Here is a 16,468-nt window from a genome sequence, read left to right on the forward strand (position 1 = left end):
AAACATAAGGGGGCTATGTTTCAAACATAAGACCCTTGGGTTTCAAACTCTCCCTATGCAGTTCTAAATCGCTCAAGAAATCTCTTATTGAAGGAGATAGGTAAATGCGGTATTTTTTTTACACATTTCGATATCCATCCGCCAAAGCATATTTCTTGAGAGTATGTCAAATGAAAGGGGCTTCTTTCTTCAGGCTTCGCCGGCAACTCCCTTCAACTCCTGCAAGTTTGGCTTCGCCGATTTTCGGTTCGCATTTGTGAGGCTTGTTTACTTCCTCCAACTTTTCTCCAAATCCTGCACGATGGTCATATCCATGATATTGGTGTAGACTTGGGTGGTACGCACGTTTTTATGCCCCAAAAGTTTTTGCACAGTTGTGATACTCACACCATTGAAAATCAGCAGGGTGGCATTTGTATGACGGGCCGTGTGGAAGGTAATCCTTTTCTCCAGTCCTGCCAGGCGTGCAATTACGGCCAGTCTTTTGTTCACGTTGGAATTGTCTCCAATGGCAAAGAAACTGTCCAGGTCCGCTTCATATTTTTCCAGGATTGCGATTGCCTTTCCCGAAAAAAGCAGGTATATCGGAAGACGCACCTCTACCCGGGTCTTGACAGAACGATATGTTATCCACGTCATTCCGTTGACCTTCATTACATTATGGGAGCTCAAAGTGATAAAGTCAGAGTATCTCATGCCTGCATAGCAACAGAACAGAAAAGCATCCAGCGTTTTCCGGAATCGGACGTTTCCATCCGTCAGTTCCAGACCCTCCAGCGCCTCCAATTCATCGGGCGACAGAAAAGTGTGCCTGCTTTCCACTCCCCTGATTCTGTATTTCCTGAACGCATACTGCCTGACATCCATATATCCTTTATTGATTGCTACATTGACATAGCGTTTCAAGTGCCTCAGATGTTTGGCTATCGTGTTGGGATGGTAATTCTTCGACTTCAGGAAGCTCTCAAACGAAGATACGAAGCCGAATGTAATATCGGCAAAAGTAGCGTTCTTATCGAAACTCTCCAGCAGGCCGAGAGTCGAAAGATGATTGCGCCGTGTACTCTCTTTCAGGACAGCTCTCCTCACCTCTTCCCTGAAAAAGTGTGAGAACGAATGTACATCCGCATTGTTTTTCACAACCGACCTCAGCAGTTCCAGCGAAATGTTTCTACCCTGCTGCCACAGTTCCAGTTCCGTCCTCTCGATACGCGCCGCCATGTCATGGATATAGCGGTTCAGAGCCTCGGCATTGGGATGCCTTTTCACGACCAGTCGCCTGGCATCCCACTGTTCCGGCCTCAGATATACGTTGGTCGAGAAATACATCCGTTTCCGGTTCAAGTAGGCCTCTACCTGTACCAGCGCAGTACCGTTCTTGTTGAGGCGTTTTTTTCGGTTATATACCAAATTGTAAACTATTTTAGTCATTTCAATCGTTTTTTGATTGGTTGCGAGAAGGGTCATACAGACACACCTTCGCAAAATAGAAAAATATAAAAAGTATTTATAAAATCGGTGATCTACCGACAATGTATTGGCTGCGAAGCATAAAACCGCGAGGCAAAAGAAGGACAGGACAATTCATTAGCCACAAAGGTTTTCCTGCCTAACATTTAACAATTTTATCCTAAAAGATATTTTTCCGGCAGGGTAATCCTTAAAATCAGAAAAACAAAATGAAGCCACTTGAAACGAAAACAAGGGTGCTCTTTCTTAAATTATATGCTGTTAAGCATAAATAATAGGTATAGAATGTCATTTTGGTAGATTTTCAAGCTTTTTTAGGCGTTAAGGTTGCTCATTTCATATTTCTTAATATCTTTGCATTTTGTTAGAGTAAAGAAACAATTAATGTAAAGTTAAACTTTAAGAGAGAATTTATGAAAAGAAAATTAATGCTGTTATTGGCCTGCCTTTTTGTGGGTATAGGCTTAGTAACTGCCCAGACTCAGAAAGTCACAGGTGTCGTGATTTCGGAAGAAGACGGGCAGCCAGTTATTGGAGCGTCTGTATTGGTAAAAGGTACACAATTGGGTACTATTACTGACGTAGACGGTAAATTCGAATTGCCTAACGTACCAAGTTCCGCGAAAACTCTGGTGGTTTCGTACATTGGTATGCAGACACAAGAGGTGGAGATTCAGCCGAACGTCCGGGTGGTGATGAGGTCTAACGCAGAGGTTCTTGATGAGGTGATGGTAGTGGCGTATGGTACGGCCAAGAAGTCTTCGTTTACCGGTTCTGCTTCTACAATAAAGTCTGAAAAAATTGCGGAACGACCTGTCGCTAATGTGACAAGGGCTTTAGACGGTATGGTTGCAGGCGTACAGACAACTTCCGGTTCGGGACAGCCCGGTTCAAGCTCGAGTGTGGTTGTACGTGGCTATGGCTCTATCAACGCTTCGCAATCTCCTTTATATGTAGTGGATGGAATTCCGTATGCAGGTAATATTGCAGCCATTAATCCGAATGACATTGAATCCATGACGGTATTGAAGGATGCCTCCGCCGGAGCTCTGTATGGGTCACGCGGCGCAAATGGCGTAGTGCTTATCACCACCAAAAAGGGTAAAGAAGGAAAAGTCAAAGTAGATTTAAAAGCAAACTGGGGTGTTTCTTCCCGCTCCATTCCTCGTTATGAGACAATGGATGAAGCCGGCTACCTGGAGGTGATTTTCCAATCCTATAAGAATAATCAGATTCTGAATAATGGCTTGTCGCCTGAAGCTGCGAGTATTGCGGCTCTTAATGCGATGAAAAGCGGTTCTACCGCCATTTTTGGAGTGGATGAGCAATATAATCCTTTTAACTACAGCATTACAGAACTGATAGATCCTGTTACGGGCAAGGTACGCAGCGATGCCCAACTGCGGTATAGTGAGGACTGGCTGGATGAAGCTATGCAGGACAATCCTTTACGTCAGGAATATGTGGCTACTTTCAGTGGGGGTAATGAAAATACGCAATATATGTTTTCTTTGGGATATTTGGACGAAGAAGGCTTGTTGAAAACGACAAGTTTCAACCGTTATAGCGGCCGTATGAACATTGATTCCAAAGTAACCAGATGGTTGAAAGCCGGAATTAACGCCAATTATTCTCGCAATGAGAGCAATACTGCGGTTGAGAATTCATCTGCCAATTCCAATGTCTGGTATTCGGCCCAGTTGATGGCTCCCATTTTCCCTGTATATGAAAAAGATGCCAATGGACAGACTGTTTATGACAATTTGGGAAATTCGTCTTTCGATTACGGTCCTAACCGTCCTGCCGGAGCCAACTCAAACTGGAATACGATTGCCACTCTGTATGATGACAAATATAGTACGACAAGCGACAACCTTAGCGGGCGTGTGTATGCTGAACTGGGTAACTTGACCGACGGGCCGTTGCAGGGTCTGAAACTGTCTGTCAACTATGGCTTCGACCTGGTGAACAGTGCGGGCATGACTTATTACAATCCTTACAATGGTAATGCGGCAAGCGTGAATGGCCGTCTGACCAAAGCAACCGGACGTACATTCACCTATACTTTCAATCAGATTCTGTCCTATGACCGCAAGTTTGGCAAACACCACTTTGATGCGATGGTTGGACATGAGTTTTACAAATACCGTTACGATTATCTGGCTGCCCAAAAGACTGGTTTCCCGTTTGGAGGGCTGTATGAATTGGATGCCGCCACTACCATTGCCGACGCATCTTCCTATCAGGACAATTATGCGGTGGAATCCGTATTGTCCCGTCTCAATTATGACTATGACGACAAGTATTATTTTTCAGCCAGTTTCCGTTCCGATGGTTCTTCCCGTTTCCATGAGGATAACCGTTGGGGTAACTTCTGGTCAGTCGGTGGCAACTGGCGTATTTCAAGTGAAGAATTCATGCAGGATATCAGCTGGATAAACAATCTGTCGGTTAAAGCGAGCTATGGTGTCCAGGGTAATGACAATTTGGGCACAGGATATTATGCCTGGCAGTCTTTCTACAGCTTAAGTCATCCGAATGCGTCAGAAAGCGGAGCGGTTATTTCTTCGTTGGAAAGCCGCGACTTGAAATGGGAGAAGAATGCCAATCTGAATGTCGGCATCGAAGCCAAATTGTTTGACCGCTTTTCTTTCACGGTAGAATGGTATCAACGCAAAACGACCGATATGCTGATGAGTTATCCGATGGCTACCTCATTAGGCTTTGATGGATACAACAAAAATATTGGCAGTATGAGAAACCGGGGATGGGATATTTCGTTGTCCGCGGATATCGTCAAGACCTCTGATTTCAGTTGGAACTTGTCTCTGTTAGGTTCTACCATCGAAAACAAAGTGCTCCATTTGGCAGACAAGCCGGAAATCATCAGCGGCAGTTACATCATTCGCGAAGGCGAGACGCTCTATTCATTCTATACTGCTTCGGCAGCAGGTGTAGATCCGGCAACGGGTAAGCAATTGTATTGGGCATGGAATACGGATGCGGACGGCAACATCATCGAACGATATATCACAGACGATATGGCGGTGGCCACGAACTGTAAGGAAATACAGGGCAGCCGCATTCCGGACCTGTACGGTTCCATAGGCAACGAATTCAAGTACAAAGGGTTTGATTTGAGTTTCTTGTTCACTTACTCCATCGGCGGAAAAGTGCTGGATGGCGTTTATTCGACTTTAATGTATGGTAACTATGTAGGTAACGCAAGAAGCCAACATCTGGAACGTGCCTGGAAGCAACCGGGTGACATTACAGACATTCCCCGCATCGAAATAGGGAAGAGCTATATTACGACGGATAACAACCTGATTGATGCTTCTTACTTCTCGTTGAAAAACGTTTCTTTAGGTTACACTTTGCCGTCCAAATGGCTGAAAAAGACAGGAATGCAGTCTTTACGATTAAGTGCTACTGCTGACAACGTATTTATACTGACCCATTTGAAGGGTATGGATCCACAATACGACTTCACAGGAGGTACGAATTTTGGTTATGTACCTACTCGGACTGTTTCATTCGGAATTGACGTTACATTCTAATTTATTTATAATAAGGAAATGAATATGAAGAAATTAATCTATATATTATCATTGGTTGGGCTTTTAGGACTCAATTCCTGTTCAGACGAGCTGAACACAGAACCAACTGATAAGGTATCGGGAAGTACTATTTTTGCAGATGTGACAAGTGCCAAATCTGCCATCAACGGAGTTTACAGGCTCCTGTACACGTCTGGGTGGAGCTCCAGTTGGGGAACTGAGAATAACGGACAGACCGGCATCCAATTGATGGCGGATTTGATGGCTGAAGACCATCTGATGTACTCTCAAGGACAGGGGTGGTTCTATGAAGACTATCGGTTGAATGTGCATGCTGATTATACCCACAAGTCGGGGCGTCCTTATGCCGTATGGAATTTCTATTATACGATTATCAGCAATGTAAATTACATTATCGCTGCCGAAGAGACGATGGGCGGCGACCCGCAGGAAAGGGACAATATTGTAGGACAGGCCTATGCCATGCGCGCCTTCTGCTATTTCTACCTGATACAATTGTACCAGCAGACTTACGAAGGCCATGAGGATGCGCCGGGAGTTCCAGTCTATACAGAGCCGACCGCAGCCGGTTCAGAAGGGAAGCCGCGCGGTACGGTTCAAGAGACTTACGACCAGATAAATAGCGATATCAATCGCGCCATTGAACTGTTGGAAGGCAAGTCTCAGAGCCATATCTCCAACGTGGATTATTATGTAGCTAACGGTTTCAAGGCCCGTATTGCTTTAGTACAGCATGACTACGCTACTGCGGCAGCCGCTGCTGCGGAGGCATTGAAAAAGAATGGACTCAAACTGGCGTCAATCAGTGAATTAGGTGGTAATAACGATACCGGTGTAAGTGATGTAATGTGGGGATGTGAGATTACCACCGACCAGACTTCGGGTTTTGCAGGATTTTTCTCACACATGGACGCTGATGCCACTGGTATGTATGCTTCTATGGCACAAAAATGTATCAGTTCCGGTCTTTACAATCTGATATCTGATACGGACACCCGAAAAACGGCTTGGTTCCGCGAGCCTTTGGCAAAAGACGGAACAGGTTCAATGGTAAGCTATTGCCAATTGAAATTCAAGATGGCTGACTATACCACATGGACGGGTGACTATCTGTTGATGCGTGCAGAAGAAATGGTGCTGATAAAGGCTGAAGCAGAATGTCACCAGGGACAATATTCCGAAGCACGTGCGACAATCAGCCAACTGGGCGACTTGCGTGATACGAACTTTGCAGAGCGCTTGGCTTCGCGTACCGATGCAAATACTTACAATACCAATACCAATGCGCCTCTGAAAACATTGATGGATGAGATTCTGTTCCAACGCCGTGTTGAATTATGGGGAGAGGCAGGACGTATTTTTGATTTACAGCGTTTAGGGCTCGGCTATAGCCGTGTTTACGAAGGTTCCAACCATACGGAAACCGTATCAACCAAAAATACAGATGTAGCATCTCCGCTCTTTATCTTCCCGCTTCCACAATCAGAATTGGACGGAAACGAGAACATTACGGCGGAAGACCAGAATCCGATTGTGATGTAAAATAGTTATTTTAAACAATGAACAATATGAAAAATAGTATATTAAACAAATTAACAGTTTGTGTATTGATTCTCTTGACGGCTTTCACTTCATGTGATACAGACGTTGAAGGAGTCATTTACACTCCCGATGAAACCGCTTGCTACAGCTTTGCTTCCAGTCAAATCAATGTAGAACTGACCGCAGACAACCAAGGTGTATTGAAAGTGCCTGTTTATAGAGGTGCGACAAATGGAAACGCTTCGCTTGCCCTTACGGTAGATATGGATGAGGCAACCGCAGCTGTGTTTTCGCTGACTTCATCAGAAGTTGCTTTTGCAAACGGAGAAGGTGTTGCTTATGTGGAGCTGAATTTTGGTTCGATTGACAACTTAGGCGCTACTACCAAATATACAATCACCCTCTCCATTCCCGAAGCCAATCAGTCACCTTCAGCCGAAGGCTCTGTCAAGGTTCAGGCTCAACGCCAATTGACGTGGGAAAACTTCGGAACAGGTGTTTACAGTTCTCAACTGTTCGGACAGTCCTGGCCGCAACCCATAGAAAAAGCCGTCGAAGGAAATGTGTATCGTTTGCCGGACTGCATAATAGAAGACTACCCCATAGTATTCACTCTCAGTGAAGATGGACAAGAGCTGGTTGGCTGGGACATACAGCCTACCGGGTATGAAGATCCGGATTACGGCATGGTTTACTACTTGGCAGAAGGTATGACGCGGAATGGCAATATCTTATCATTCCCCATGATAGGCGCTGTCGTATATAATGGCTCATACGCTGCTTTATATTCCGGCTTTACGGAAACATTAGAGATGCCGGAATAATTTTATCTGGAAAGATGACAAATCATTCTCCCCAAATAGAGGATACCTATTCTCTGTTTGGGGAGTTTTTTTAATTAGGGGGACAGATAGGTTTGGGTTGAGGACTGGTTCCATTCTCCGCTTGTTCCTGTTTTGGGAAAGGGTGAGGGCATAGGGCGGGGATGCCGGTAGCCGTTTCTTGCCTAAACCCCATCCAGCGGCTTGCGCAGTTCCCGGCCTTTCTTTTTGAACTCGCCGGGAGTCATTCCGGTGAGGCTTTTGAATTGCGTGCTGAGGTAGGCGGCGCTCGAGTAGCCCAGTCGGTCAGCTATTTCGTTCAGGGTCAGTTCGCCGTAGGTCAGCAGCTCTTTGGCACGCTCTATTTTTTGGGCGATGAGGTACTTCTCGATGGTGGTGTGGGCGGTTTCGGAGAACAGTTTGCTCAGCGTGCTGTAGTCGCGGTTGAAGCGGGCGGACAGGCGGGCGGACAGGTTGCCTTCGGCGGAGTCCGTCTGCTGGTGTACCAGCGTGATGATGTAGTCCTTGATTTGCTCCACGGTCTGCATTCTGGGGTCGTCCAGCAACGCGAAGCCCAGCGGCTCCAGGGCTGCCCGGACGGAGCGTGTGAGGGACTCGCCGATTTCCTCTTCCAGCACGGCAAAGCCCAGTTCTATCCGTACGGGATGCAGTCCCAGCCGTTCAAGTTCGCTTTTTACGGCAAGAATGCAGCGGGGGCATACCATGTTCTTGATGTAGAGTGTGTGATTGGGGTGGGAATACATAACCGTTCCTGTGATTTATGGGGTTGTCGGGGATGGAGTGGGGCGGAAGGCCTTTCGGATGACTCCTCCGGCCAGCAGGCTCTGTGCGGCTCCTCGGACGAAGAGGTAGGCCAGGAAGGCCAGCCACAGGGCATGGTTGGCCAGGACGGGGCGCAGGCTGTAATACAGGAGGAAGAAGCAGGCGGCGGCCACAGCCATGGAGACCAGCATGCCGCGTGTGGCGGTTGCGCCGATGAACACGCCGTCCCAGATGAAGGCCGCTATGCCGGCCGCGGGTATGGCCACTGCCCAGTAGAAGTAGGCGCCGGCCGCATCAATCACTTCCGCATTGTCGGTCAGCAGTCCCAGGAAGGCATTGCCGCCGCACAGGTAGGCCAGCGTGAAGAGTACGGTCATTAACAGTCCCCACCGGAAGAGGTGGCGCAGGGTGTCCGTGAACGCCTCCCGGTTCCGGGCCCCGATGTAGCGGCCGCTTAAGGCTTCGCCAGCGAAGGCAAAACCGTCCATCACGTAGGAAAACAGGGTGAACAACTGCATCAGCAGGGTGTTGACGGCCAGGATGATGTCGCCCTGCGCGGCTCCGGCCGAGGTGAAGAACAGGGTGACGGCCACCAGGCAGAGCGTGCGCAGGAAAATGTCGCGGTTCACCCGGAAGAAGCGGCCCATGGCCTCGCGTTGCAGCAGTCCCCTGAAGCGGATGTATTTCTGCAGTTTGCCGTATTGCGCCCACCAGAGGATGAGGCCCATGGCAAGGCCTGCGTATTGGGCAATCAGCGTGCCAAGCGCCACTCCGTCCACCTTCATGCCGCACAGGAACACCAGGCACAGGCTGGCCGCTATGTTGACCAGGTTCTGGGTGATGGCAATGTACATGGGAACGCGTGAGTTCTGCATTCCGATGTACCAGCCCGTCAGTCCGTAGAGGCCCAGCATGGCCGGAGCGCCCCAGATGCAGATGTGGAAGTAGAGCGAGGCCAGTTGGCGGACTTCGTCCGTGGGCTGTATCAGCAGGAAGGCAAGTTGTCTGACGGGTATCTGGAGAGCGATGAGGCAGAGTGCTGCCGCCAGCCCGATGCCCATGGAGCGGAGCAGCAGGCGCACCACTTCGGGCAGGTCGCGCCGCCCCAGCGCCTGCGAGGTCATGCCGCTGGTACCCATGCGCAGGAAGGCAAAGAGCCAGTAGATGATGTTGAACAGCATGCCGCCCACAGCGATGGCGCCGATGTAGGCCGGAGCGCCGAGATGGCCCACGATGGCCACGTCTATCAGTCCCAACAGCGGTACGGTGATGTTGGAAATGATGGACGGGAGGGCTATCTGCAATATTTGTCTGTTGCGGGCTTTCATCTTACATTGAAAAGGGACGGCAAATGTACATAGAATTATGGAAATAAAGCCTATAAACATTAACTAATATTCAACATTCTTCCCTTGCCGATTGTTGTGGAAGTGTGTAATTTTGTACATGAATTTGCACAAATAATTGAACCTGGACATAACGTGGAAATGATGAGAATCTGGACTGTTTTTTTCTTTGTCTTGCTGATGTGCCCGTCCGTTGCGGAGGCACAGACGGCAGAAATCCTGTTGCAGAAGGTGACTGAGGCGCTTTCGGCGGGGAAGGCTGATTATGCAGTGAGCCTTTTCCGTCAGGCGACGGCGGCAAATGCTGAACAGGCTGAAATATATTATTGGACCCAACTGAACAAGAACACTGACACCAGCTTGCGGATGGCCGGCGAATTGGCTGCGCATTTTAAGGATTATCGGGTTTACGACAAAGCCTATCTTTTCTATATGGAACTGTTGCAGGCACATCCGGACGATGTACAGACGCTGGTGGCTTGTGCCGAAACCCAACTGATGCGTGGCGACGAGGACGATGCGCGCAGGCTGTACGAGAAGGTGCTTGGGCTGGATGCCGACAATCTGCAGGCCAACATCTTTCTGGGGAACTATTACTTTCTTCAGGCCGAGAATCGCAAGAAACGGCTGGAGGAGGACTTCAAGCACCTGGCCTCGCCCACGCGGATGCAGTACGCACGTTATCGGAACGGGCTTTCGGACATCTTTGCCGGAGGCTACGAGAAGGCCAAGGCCTGTCTGCAGCGGGTGTTGCAACTTTTCCCTTCTTCCTCGGAGGCCGGCCATATCCTGGAACGCATCAAGAAACTGGAAGCCGAGCTGAAATAGGCGGATTGCTCTACGGAGAGACCGGCCTTCTTCACAAGGCAGGGATGAAGCGGACTTTTCGGGCCGCATTTGCTGCCAATCCGTAAAAGTCTGCGTCTGGCCTTTCGGTGTTTTTCTTTTGCAGACGCTTGCGGTCACATCCGGCCATGCAAGCATCGTCCGTGGACCGTGCTTGCATGGTGGACAGACCGTGCTTGCATGGAAGACGGACCATGCAAGCTTCTTCCAAGGCTTGCATTTCAGGTTTTTACGAGCCTTTCTTTCTCCCCCTTACCGTTGTGTGCTTTCTGTTCCCTGGGAAGTCTGTGCGGCCTTTTCCTTCAGTTTCTTGAGGTATTCGGACGGTATGCAGCCGAACTCCTCCTTGAAGCATTGGCGGAAGTAGAACAGGTTGTTGATGCCCACCTTGAAGGCTATTTCCGAAATGGTGTATTTGCCTTCGAGCAGGAACTGTTCGGCATGCTTCATCTTCATTTTCCGCACATATTCATTGGTAGACAGGCCTGTCAGCGCCTTCATCTTGCGGTAGAGCGTGGAGCTGCTCATGCACATCTTGTCTGACAGATAGCTGATGTCTATCTTGTCCGACGACAGCCGCGCTTCAATCAGCTCGTTGATTTTCAGGATGAAGTCGTTGTCTATCTTGTTGAGCGACTCCATGACGCGTGCCGACTTGTCGCTGCTGCCGTCTGCCTTGGCGTGGAAGTGCTCGGCCAGCTTCTTGCGGTTTTCTATCAGGTTGTCTATGCGGCTGTGGAGCAGGCTGGCGCTGAACGGTTTGGTCAGGTAAGAGTCGGCTCCCATGGCATATCCCTCTTCTTTGTCGTGCAGCGAGTCCTTGGCCGTGAGCAGAATGATGGGTATGTGGCTGGTCCGCACGTCCTTTTTCAGGTCGCGGCACATCTCGTTGCCGTCCATTACGGGCATCATGATGTCGCTGACAATGATGTCCGGTATTTCTTTCAGTGCAATTTCCTTACCCCGTTTTCCGTTGTCGGCGGTACGTATGTCGAAATACTCGCCCAGCGATTCGGCAATGTAGTGGCGGATGTCCGGGTTGTCTTCCACAATCAGCAGGATGGGGCGGTCGTCGGCCGGGTTTTCCTCTTCCTTTTCCGGTGTCTCTTCTGCGGGCATTTCTTCGGGCGAGTCGTTGTGCAGGGCGTTCGGATAGGAGTTGTCGGTCAGCAGGCTGACGCAGAAGTTGCTGCCTTCGTTGGGCGTGCTCACTACGCTGATTTCTCCTTCGTGCAGCGTCACCAGGTTCTTCACCAGGGCCAGCCCGATGCCGGTCCCCGACGCCTGATGCTTTCCGCCCTCCTGGTAGTAGCGGTCGAAGATGTGGGGCAGGGCTTCCGGCTTGATGCCGTATCCGGTGTCGCTGACCCGGATGTCGGTGTGGTGGATGCCGTTGCTTTCCGTGCGTTCTACCCCGATGGTGATGGTGCCTTTCTCCGTATATTTGATGGCGTTGGATATCAGGTTGTCGAGGATGGTGAGGATGACCTCCTTGTCGTAGTACATCAGGATGTTTTCTTCCTTGATGTCCAGTTGGATGCTTACCTCGTTCTTGGGGTTCAGTTCCTTGTATTTCAGGCCGACCTCGTGTATGAGCGGCACGATGTTGCTCCGGCGGACGTTGAGTTTCTTGTTCCGTGTTTCGGTCTTTCGGAATTCCAGAATCTGGTTAATCAGGTTGAGCAGGCGGAGGGCGCTTTGGTGGATGACCGAAATCTTCTGGGCGTCTTTGGTGGAGAGGGTGTCGCTTTTCTGGAGGTCTTCCAGCGGCCCCACAATCAGGGTGAGCGGTGTGCGCAGTTCGTGGGTGATGTTGGTGAAGAAGCGCATCCGTTCGTCGTTCAGTTCCTGCTCGTGTTCGTGGTTCTGTTTCTCTATCTTGTAGAGCGTTTCGGCATCGAGTCTTTTCTTGTAGGCATAGAAGATGGCGAACAGGACGGTGCCCGAGAGCAGCACGTAGAATGTCTTGGCCCACCAGGTGAGCCAGAAGGGCGGGGTGATGCGGATTTCCAGCGAGGTGATTTGGTCTGACCATTGCTGGTTGTGTATCCGGGCCCTTACCTGGAACTGGTACTTGCCCGGGGGGAGGTTGCGGAAGGTGACGTTGTTGGGGGTAGTCACCGTGTACCAGGAGTTGTCAAGCCCTTTCAGCATATAGGCATATTCCACCAGGTTTACCAGGGCATAGTTCTGTACGTTGAAGTTGATGCTGAAGCTGTTCTGCTTGTATGCCAGCTTGATGTATTTCTGTCCGTTGGGCAGGATGCTGTTCTGGTCGTTTTTGGCGTTGCTGATGGAACCCAGTATTTCAATGTTGTTGATGAAGGCCGGCGGCGATATGCGTTCCTGCAGAACGTTTTCGGGGTTGAAGTAACACAGGCCGTTGATGGAGCCGAAATAGAGGTTCCCGTCCTGGTCTGTTGTCACGCATCCGCGGCAGAAGCTGCCCAGGGGCAGATTGTCTCGGCTGTCGTAGTTGTAGAACGTGTCTTGGCTGTTGACAAGGCAGCTGATTCCTTTGTTGGTACTCACCCAGATGTTGCCTTCCTTGTCTTCTGCAATGGCCTGAATGTGCGTGTTGTTCAGTCCGCTTTCGCGCTGGTAGACGGTGTATGTCTGTTCGGTTGGCGAGGGGAAGCACACCAGTCCCTCGCCGGTTGCCACCCACAGGCGCTGTTTGCTGTCTTCAAAGAGGGCGTTTACGGTGTTCGAGGGGAAGTTGGCGTCTACGTTGAAGAGTTTGAGCAGGTTGAGGCCGGAGTCGTACAGGCCCAGTCCGCCTCCGAAGAATCCCACCCAGACTTGTCCCTGCGCGTCCTTCAGCACGCAGCGCACCAGGTTGTTTTCGCGGTTGTAGTGTTCCTTGACGGTCTGTGTGTCGCGGTCCATCAGGTAGATGCCCTCGCTGGTGCCTACCCAGATGCAGCCTTGGCGGTCTTCAAAGAAGGAGCGGATGTCCGTCCGGTTGTTGTCCTGCAATTTGATTTTTTTGAACTGCTGTTTCTGGGGGTCGTAGAAGACAATTCCTCCATAGAACAGTCCGAACCACAATCCTCCCTTCGAATCACAGAATGAGGCTTGTACGGAGTTGGCGTTCAGGTGTTTGCTCGTTTCGTTGTAGACGGCAACGCGTTTCCCGTTGCTGAAGCGGTTGATGCCGTTTCCGTCGGTACCTATCCAAAGGTCGCCGTTCCGGTCTATGCAGACGCTTGATGCCGTTTTGTTGGTCAGGCTGTTGTCCATGGAGGGGAAGGGCGAGTAGCGGTAGGAACTGAACAGAGGAGGTTCCAGCCTGACAAAGTTGATGCCGCCGCCCCACGTGCCCGCCCAGATGTTGTTGAAGGAGTCCTGGAACAGACAGCGGATACTGGAGTTGGAAAGCCCGTATTCATCGTCTCCTTCTTTGATGAATTGGAACTGGTAGGAGTCTGATGTCCGGTAAAGGTGCTGCGAAAGGTCCAGTATGGCGATGCCTCCAAACTCCATGGCTATCCAGAGCTTGTTGTCGTGCATCTGCTTGATGTCATGGACGCGGCGCGACAGGCTGCGGTTCTTGTCGTTGAAGGTGATGAAGTTGTTGGCTTCGGGGTTGAACAGGGCCAGTCCGCGGTTGGTGCCTACCCACACGTTGCCGTTCTTGTCCCGGTAGACGCAGTTTACTTCGTTGCCGGGCAGGCTGTTGGGGTCTTTGGGGTCGTGCCGGAAGTTTTGTGCACTTTGGTCTTTGACGGACAGGATGCTGAGTCCTTCCCATACATGTCCGATGTAGAGCAGGTCGTTTCCGCCGTCGGCGAGCGACCAGATGTGGTTGCTGCCCAGTCCCGGCACGTTGCCGGTGTTGTAGTGCGTGAATTTCCCCGTGCTTTTGTCAAAGTAGTCGATGCCTTTCCAGTAAGTCCCTATCCACAGGTTGCCGTCTGCCGCGGGAGATATTTGGGTGATGTCGTCCGTAATCAGACCGTCGGGATTGTTGTCGTCGTGTTTGTAGGCGGTGAATGTGTGGTCGTCATAATTGTAGGCATTCAGTCCGGCGCGTTGCGTCCCAATCCACAGGATGGGCTTTTCAGGATCGTCCAGCAGGCAGTTCAGTTCATTGCCCGTAAGGCCGGGCTTGCCGGAAGTCTCTTCTTTATAATAGGATATGAAGCGCGTGCCGTCAAACTTGTTCAGTCCCTCTTCCGTGGCAAACCACAGGAAACCTTTCTTGTCTTGGGCGATGCTTACTACATGGTTGCTCGACAGTCCTTCTCCCACTCCCAGCTGACTGATGGAGTAGGGCTGTGCCGACAGTGCCAGAAACGGCAGGAAGGCAAGTATGGAAAGCAGTGTGTTTTTCATGTTCCTGATGATTCCTTTGTTGTTTTGTTAATAATGCGGCCGCCTGCCGGCAGCCGTCGGTTCGTTGTCTCAAAGATAACGAGAAAATCTTAAAATGATGTGCAGAAATCGTGCATTGACGGATTTGCATACTACCTCTGCAAGATTTATAGGGTTATTTCTGTATATTTTAGTATATTTTTGCATGACCGATTAAGGAAATCGGAGATAAGCTATATTGTTTAACTTAAATAGAATATGTATGAAGAAGCATTTCTTGAATGCCACTTTCTGGGCATTTTTATCGCTGGCTTTATGTACTGTCGGATGTAGCGATGACGAGGGCTACGCCGATGTGGACGGACAGGAACCTACGATGGCTTTAGTGACTGACCATATTCAGTCGGGAGCCGGTCACCGGTTTACCATTGAAGGAACATTGACCGATGCCGATGGTATAGCAACCATCAATCTGCAATGCGCCGACCTCTATCTGAACAAGACCATCGATTTGATTGAAATCTATGGTGAACCTAAGACTTCTTATGAGTTGAGCTACCATTACGATTTGGACCGTAACGAACTGGGCGAACGTTTCACGGTGAAGGTGACGGTCACCGATGTAGGCGGTCGCAGCGTGTCGCAGGATGTGCTGGTGACGATGGACGGCGATTTCTCTGCGCCGGTGTTCATTTCCGCTCCGTCAGAGACGGTGAATGTACTGATTCGTGAGGAAACGGTTTATACGCTGAACCTCTCTGTTTCCGATGACCGTTCGCTGGATCACATCTTGATTAACATTCCGGGCATCAGCGGTTATGAAAATCTGCAGGTCGACGCTGAAGGAGCCGCTTCGTTCACTTTCTCGGACCGCATCACTTTCCCGAACGAAGTTAAGAATTATGATTTGACGGTTACGGCGGTTGACGGCGTAGGTAACGAAACCTCCGTCTCCTGTGTCATTGCTGTGGATGAGTTGCAGGACTATGAACGCATGTATCTGGCCGATGTGGCTACGGCGGAAGAGCTGAACAGCGATGTCTTCGGTGTGCCGATGCGTATTGACCATGTAGGCGAGTTCCAGTATCGCGCCAGATATTATTGTGCTGCCGCCAATACGGAAATCTTCTTCCTGCCGCAGGCCAACGACTTCTCTCCGATTTGTTTCGGCCTCGATCCGTCGGACAACAGCGTGCTGACCAGTGATCCTGACTTGGCCCAACCTATTGTACTGACTGAAGCCAATGTTTACTATGACATTACGTTCAATACCAATACGGGAGAATACAGCATGTCCACTTATTCGGTAAACGATGCCGATGACCCGTGGCCGTCGAGCATGGTGTACGGATTGCCTACGATGGACAAATGGAATGACGGTGGCAGCACAATGATGGATTTCACGTTCGGATTGACATCTGACAATCCTACGACCGTAGAATCCTTTGTTCAGGATGCCAACAATCCTCATCTTTTCTATTATCAGACTCCGTTGAGCCTGACTGCCGGCGAAGAGATGAACTTCATCATTCACAATTATCACACTGACCAGTGGTGGAACTTCACAAGATGGTGCAGTACTTCCAGCACGGATTTGGAAATCTTCAGCTATTACACAGGAAGCACGTTCCGCAATATGGATTACAGCGGACCGACAACCGGCGAAGATGTATGGTCAAAACCCGTGGTGAACACGACTGGTAACTATCAATTCTATTTTGATTCACATCTGGGTAGAGCTAAATTAGTACGAGTAGATTAA

9 protein-coding genes are annotated in these 16,468 nt (G+C 49.9%); 5 read left to right on the forward strand and 4 right to left on the reverse strand.

Translation table 11 applies throughout. The features are described 5' to 3' along the window. Positions 1-267 precede the first annotated feature (267 nt). Positions 268-1,431 (reverse strand): site-specific integrase, encoded by a 1,164-nt coding sequence (locus Q1Y74_RS07750; RefSeq protein WP_300813571.1) that lies wholly within the window; start codon positions 1,429-1,431, stop codon positions 268-270. 452 nt (positions 1,432-1,883) lie between these two features. Between Q1Y74_RS07750 and Q1Y74_RS07755 the strand changes: the two genes are divergently transcribed. Genes Q1Y74_RS07755 through Q1Y74_RS07765 form a run of 3 tightly spaced genes read left to right on the forward strand, consistent with a single transcriptional unit; the run spans position 1,884 to position 7,417 of the window. Next, on the forward strand, positions 1,884-5,030 hold the full coding sequence (locus tag Q1Y74_RS07755; RefSeq protein ID WP_300813572.1) for a TonB-dependent receptor: 3,147 nt from the start codon (positions 1,884-1,886) through the stop codon (positions 5,028-5,030). Positions 5,031-5,054: 24 nt separating this feature from the next. Beyond that, entirely contained in the window at positions 5,055-6,593 is a 1,539-nt protein-coding gene (locus Q1Y74_RS07760; RefSeq protein WP_300813574.1) for a RagB/SusD family nutrient uptake outer membrane protein, read from the forward strand. Between the two features lie 26 nt (positions 6,594-6,619). Continuing rightward, complete coding sequence (locus Q1Y74_RS07765; protein WP_300813577.1) at positions 6,620-7,417, forward strand: hypothetical protein; 798 nt, start codon at positions 6,620-6,622, stop codon at positions 7,415-7,417. Positions 7,418-7,599: 182 nt separating this feature from the next. Here Q1Y74_RS07765 and Q1Y74_RS07770 read toward each other — a convergent pair whose 3' ends face one another. Together Q1Y74_RS07770 and Q1Y74_RS07775 are read right to left on the reverse strand one after the other, a co-directional pair. Beyond that, the gene (locus Q1Y74_RS07770; protein ID WP_300813579.1) at positions 7,600-8,178 is read right to left on the reverse strand and encodes an AraC family transcriptional regulator; all 579 of its coding nucleotides are present in this window, start codon (positions 8,176-8,178) and stop codon (positions 7,600-7,602) included. Positions 8,179-8,193: 15 nt separating this feature from the next. Next, complete coding sequence (locus Q1Y74_RS07775; protein ID WP_300813582.1) at positions 8,194-9,525, reverse strand: MATE family efflux transporter; 1,332 nt, start codon at positions 9,523-9,525, stop codon at positions 8,194-8,196. 162 nt (positions 9,526-9,687) lie between these two features. On the opposite strand from Q1Y74_RS07775, the gene Q1Y74_RS07780 reads away from it, so the two are divergent. Further along, positions 9,688-10,371, forward strand: coding sequence for a tetratricopeptide repeat protein (locus Q1Y74_RS07780; RefSeq protein WP_300813614.1), 684 nt, complete (start codon positions 9,688-9,690; stop codon positions 10,369-10,371). A 270-nt stretch (positions 10,372-10,641) separates the two neighbouring features. Here Q1Y74_RS07780 and Q1Y74_RS07785 read toward each other — a convergent pair whose 3' ends face one another. Next, positions 10,642-14,727: a two-component regulator propeller domain-containing protein gene (locus Q1Y74_RS07785; protein WP_300813585.1), complete on the reverse strand. Its 4,086-nt coding sequence runs from the start codon at positions 14,725-14,727 to the stop codon at positions 10,642-10,644. A 241-nt stretch (positions 14,728-14,968) separates the two neighbouring features. Here Q1Y74_RS07785 and Q1Y74_RS07790 point away from each other — a divergent pair, with 241 nt between their 5' ends. Then, positions 14,969-16,468: a hypothetical protein gene (locus Q1Y74_RS07790; RefSeq protein ID WP_300813587.1), complete on the forward strand. Its 1,500-nt coding sequence runs from the start codon at positions 14,969-14,971 to the stop codon at positions 16,466-16,468.

This window comes from uncultured Bacteroides sp. (assembly GCF_949298305.1).
Taxonomy (GTDB): Bacteria; Bacteroidota; Bacteroidia; order Bacteroidales; family Bacteroidaceae; genus Bacteroides.

Coding starts and splice junctions, on each gene's coding strand:
- Q1Y74_RS07785 (WP_300813585.1), bottom strand. CDS start 14,727: ATGAAAAACACACTGCTTTCCATACTTGCCTTCCTGCCGTTTCTGGCA.
- Q1Y74_RS07775 (WP_300813582.1), bottom strand. CDS start 9,525: ATGAAAGCCCGCAACAGACAAATATTGCAGATAGCCCTCCCGTCCATC.
- Q1Y74_RS07770 (WP_300813579.1), bottom strand. CDS start 8,178: ATGTATTCCCACCCCAATCACACACTCTACATCAAGAACATGGTATGC.
- Q1Y74_RS07750 (WP_300813571.1), bottom strand. CDS start 1,431: ATGACTAAAATAGTTTACAATTTGGTATATAACCGAAAAAAACGCCTC.
- Q1Y74_RS07765 (WP_300813577.1), top strand. CDS start 6,620: ATGAAAAATAGTATATTAAACAAATTAACAGTTTGTGTATTGATTCTC.
- Q1Y74_RS07755 (WP_300813572.1), top strand. CDS start 1,884: ATGAAAAGAAAATTAATGCTGTTATTGGCCTGCCTTTTTGTGGGTATA.
- Q1Y74_RS07790 (WP_300813587.1), top strand. CDS start 14,969: ATGAAGAAGCATTTCTTGAATGCCACTTTCTGGGCATTTTTATCGCTG.
- Q1Y74_RS07760 (WP_300813574.1), top strand. CDS start 5,055: ATGAAGAAATTAATCTATATATTATCATTGGTTGGGCTTTTAGGACTC.
- Q1Y74_RS07780 (WP_300813614.1), top strand. CDS start 9,688: ATGAGAATCTGGACTGTTTTTTTCTTTGTCTTGCTGATGTGCCCGTCC.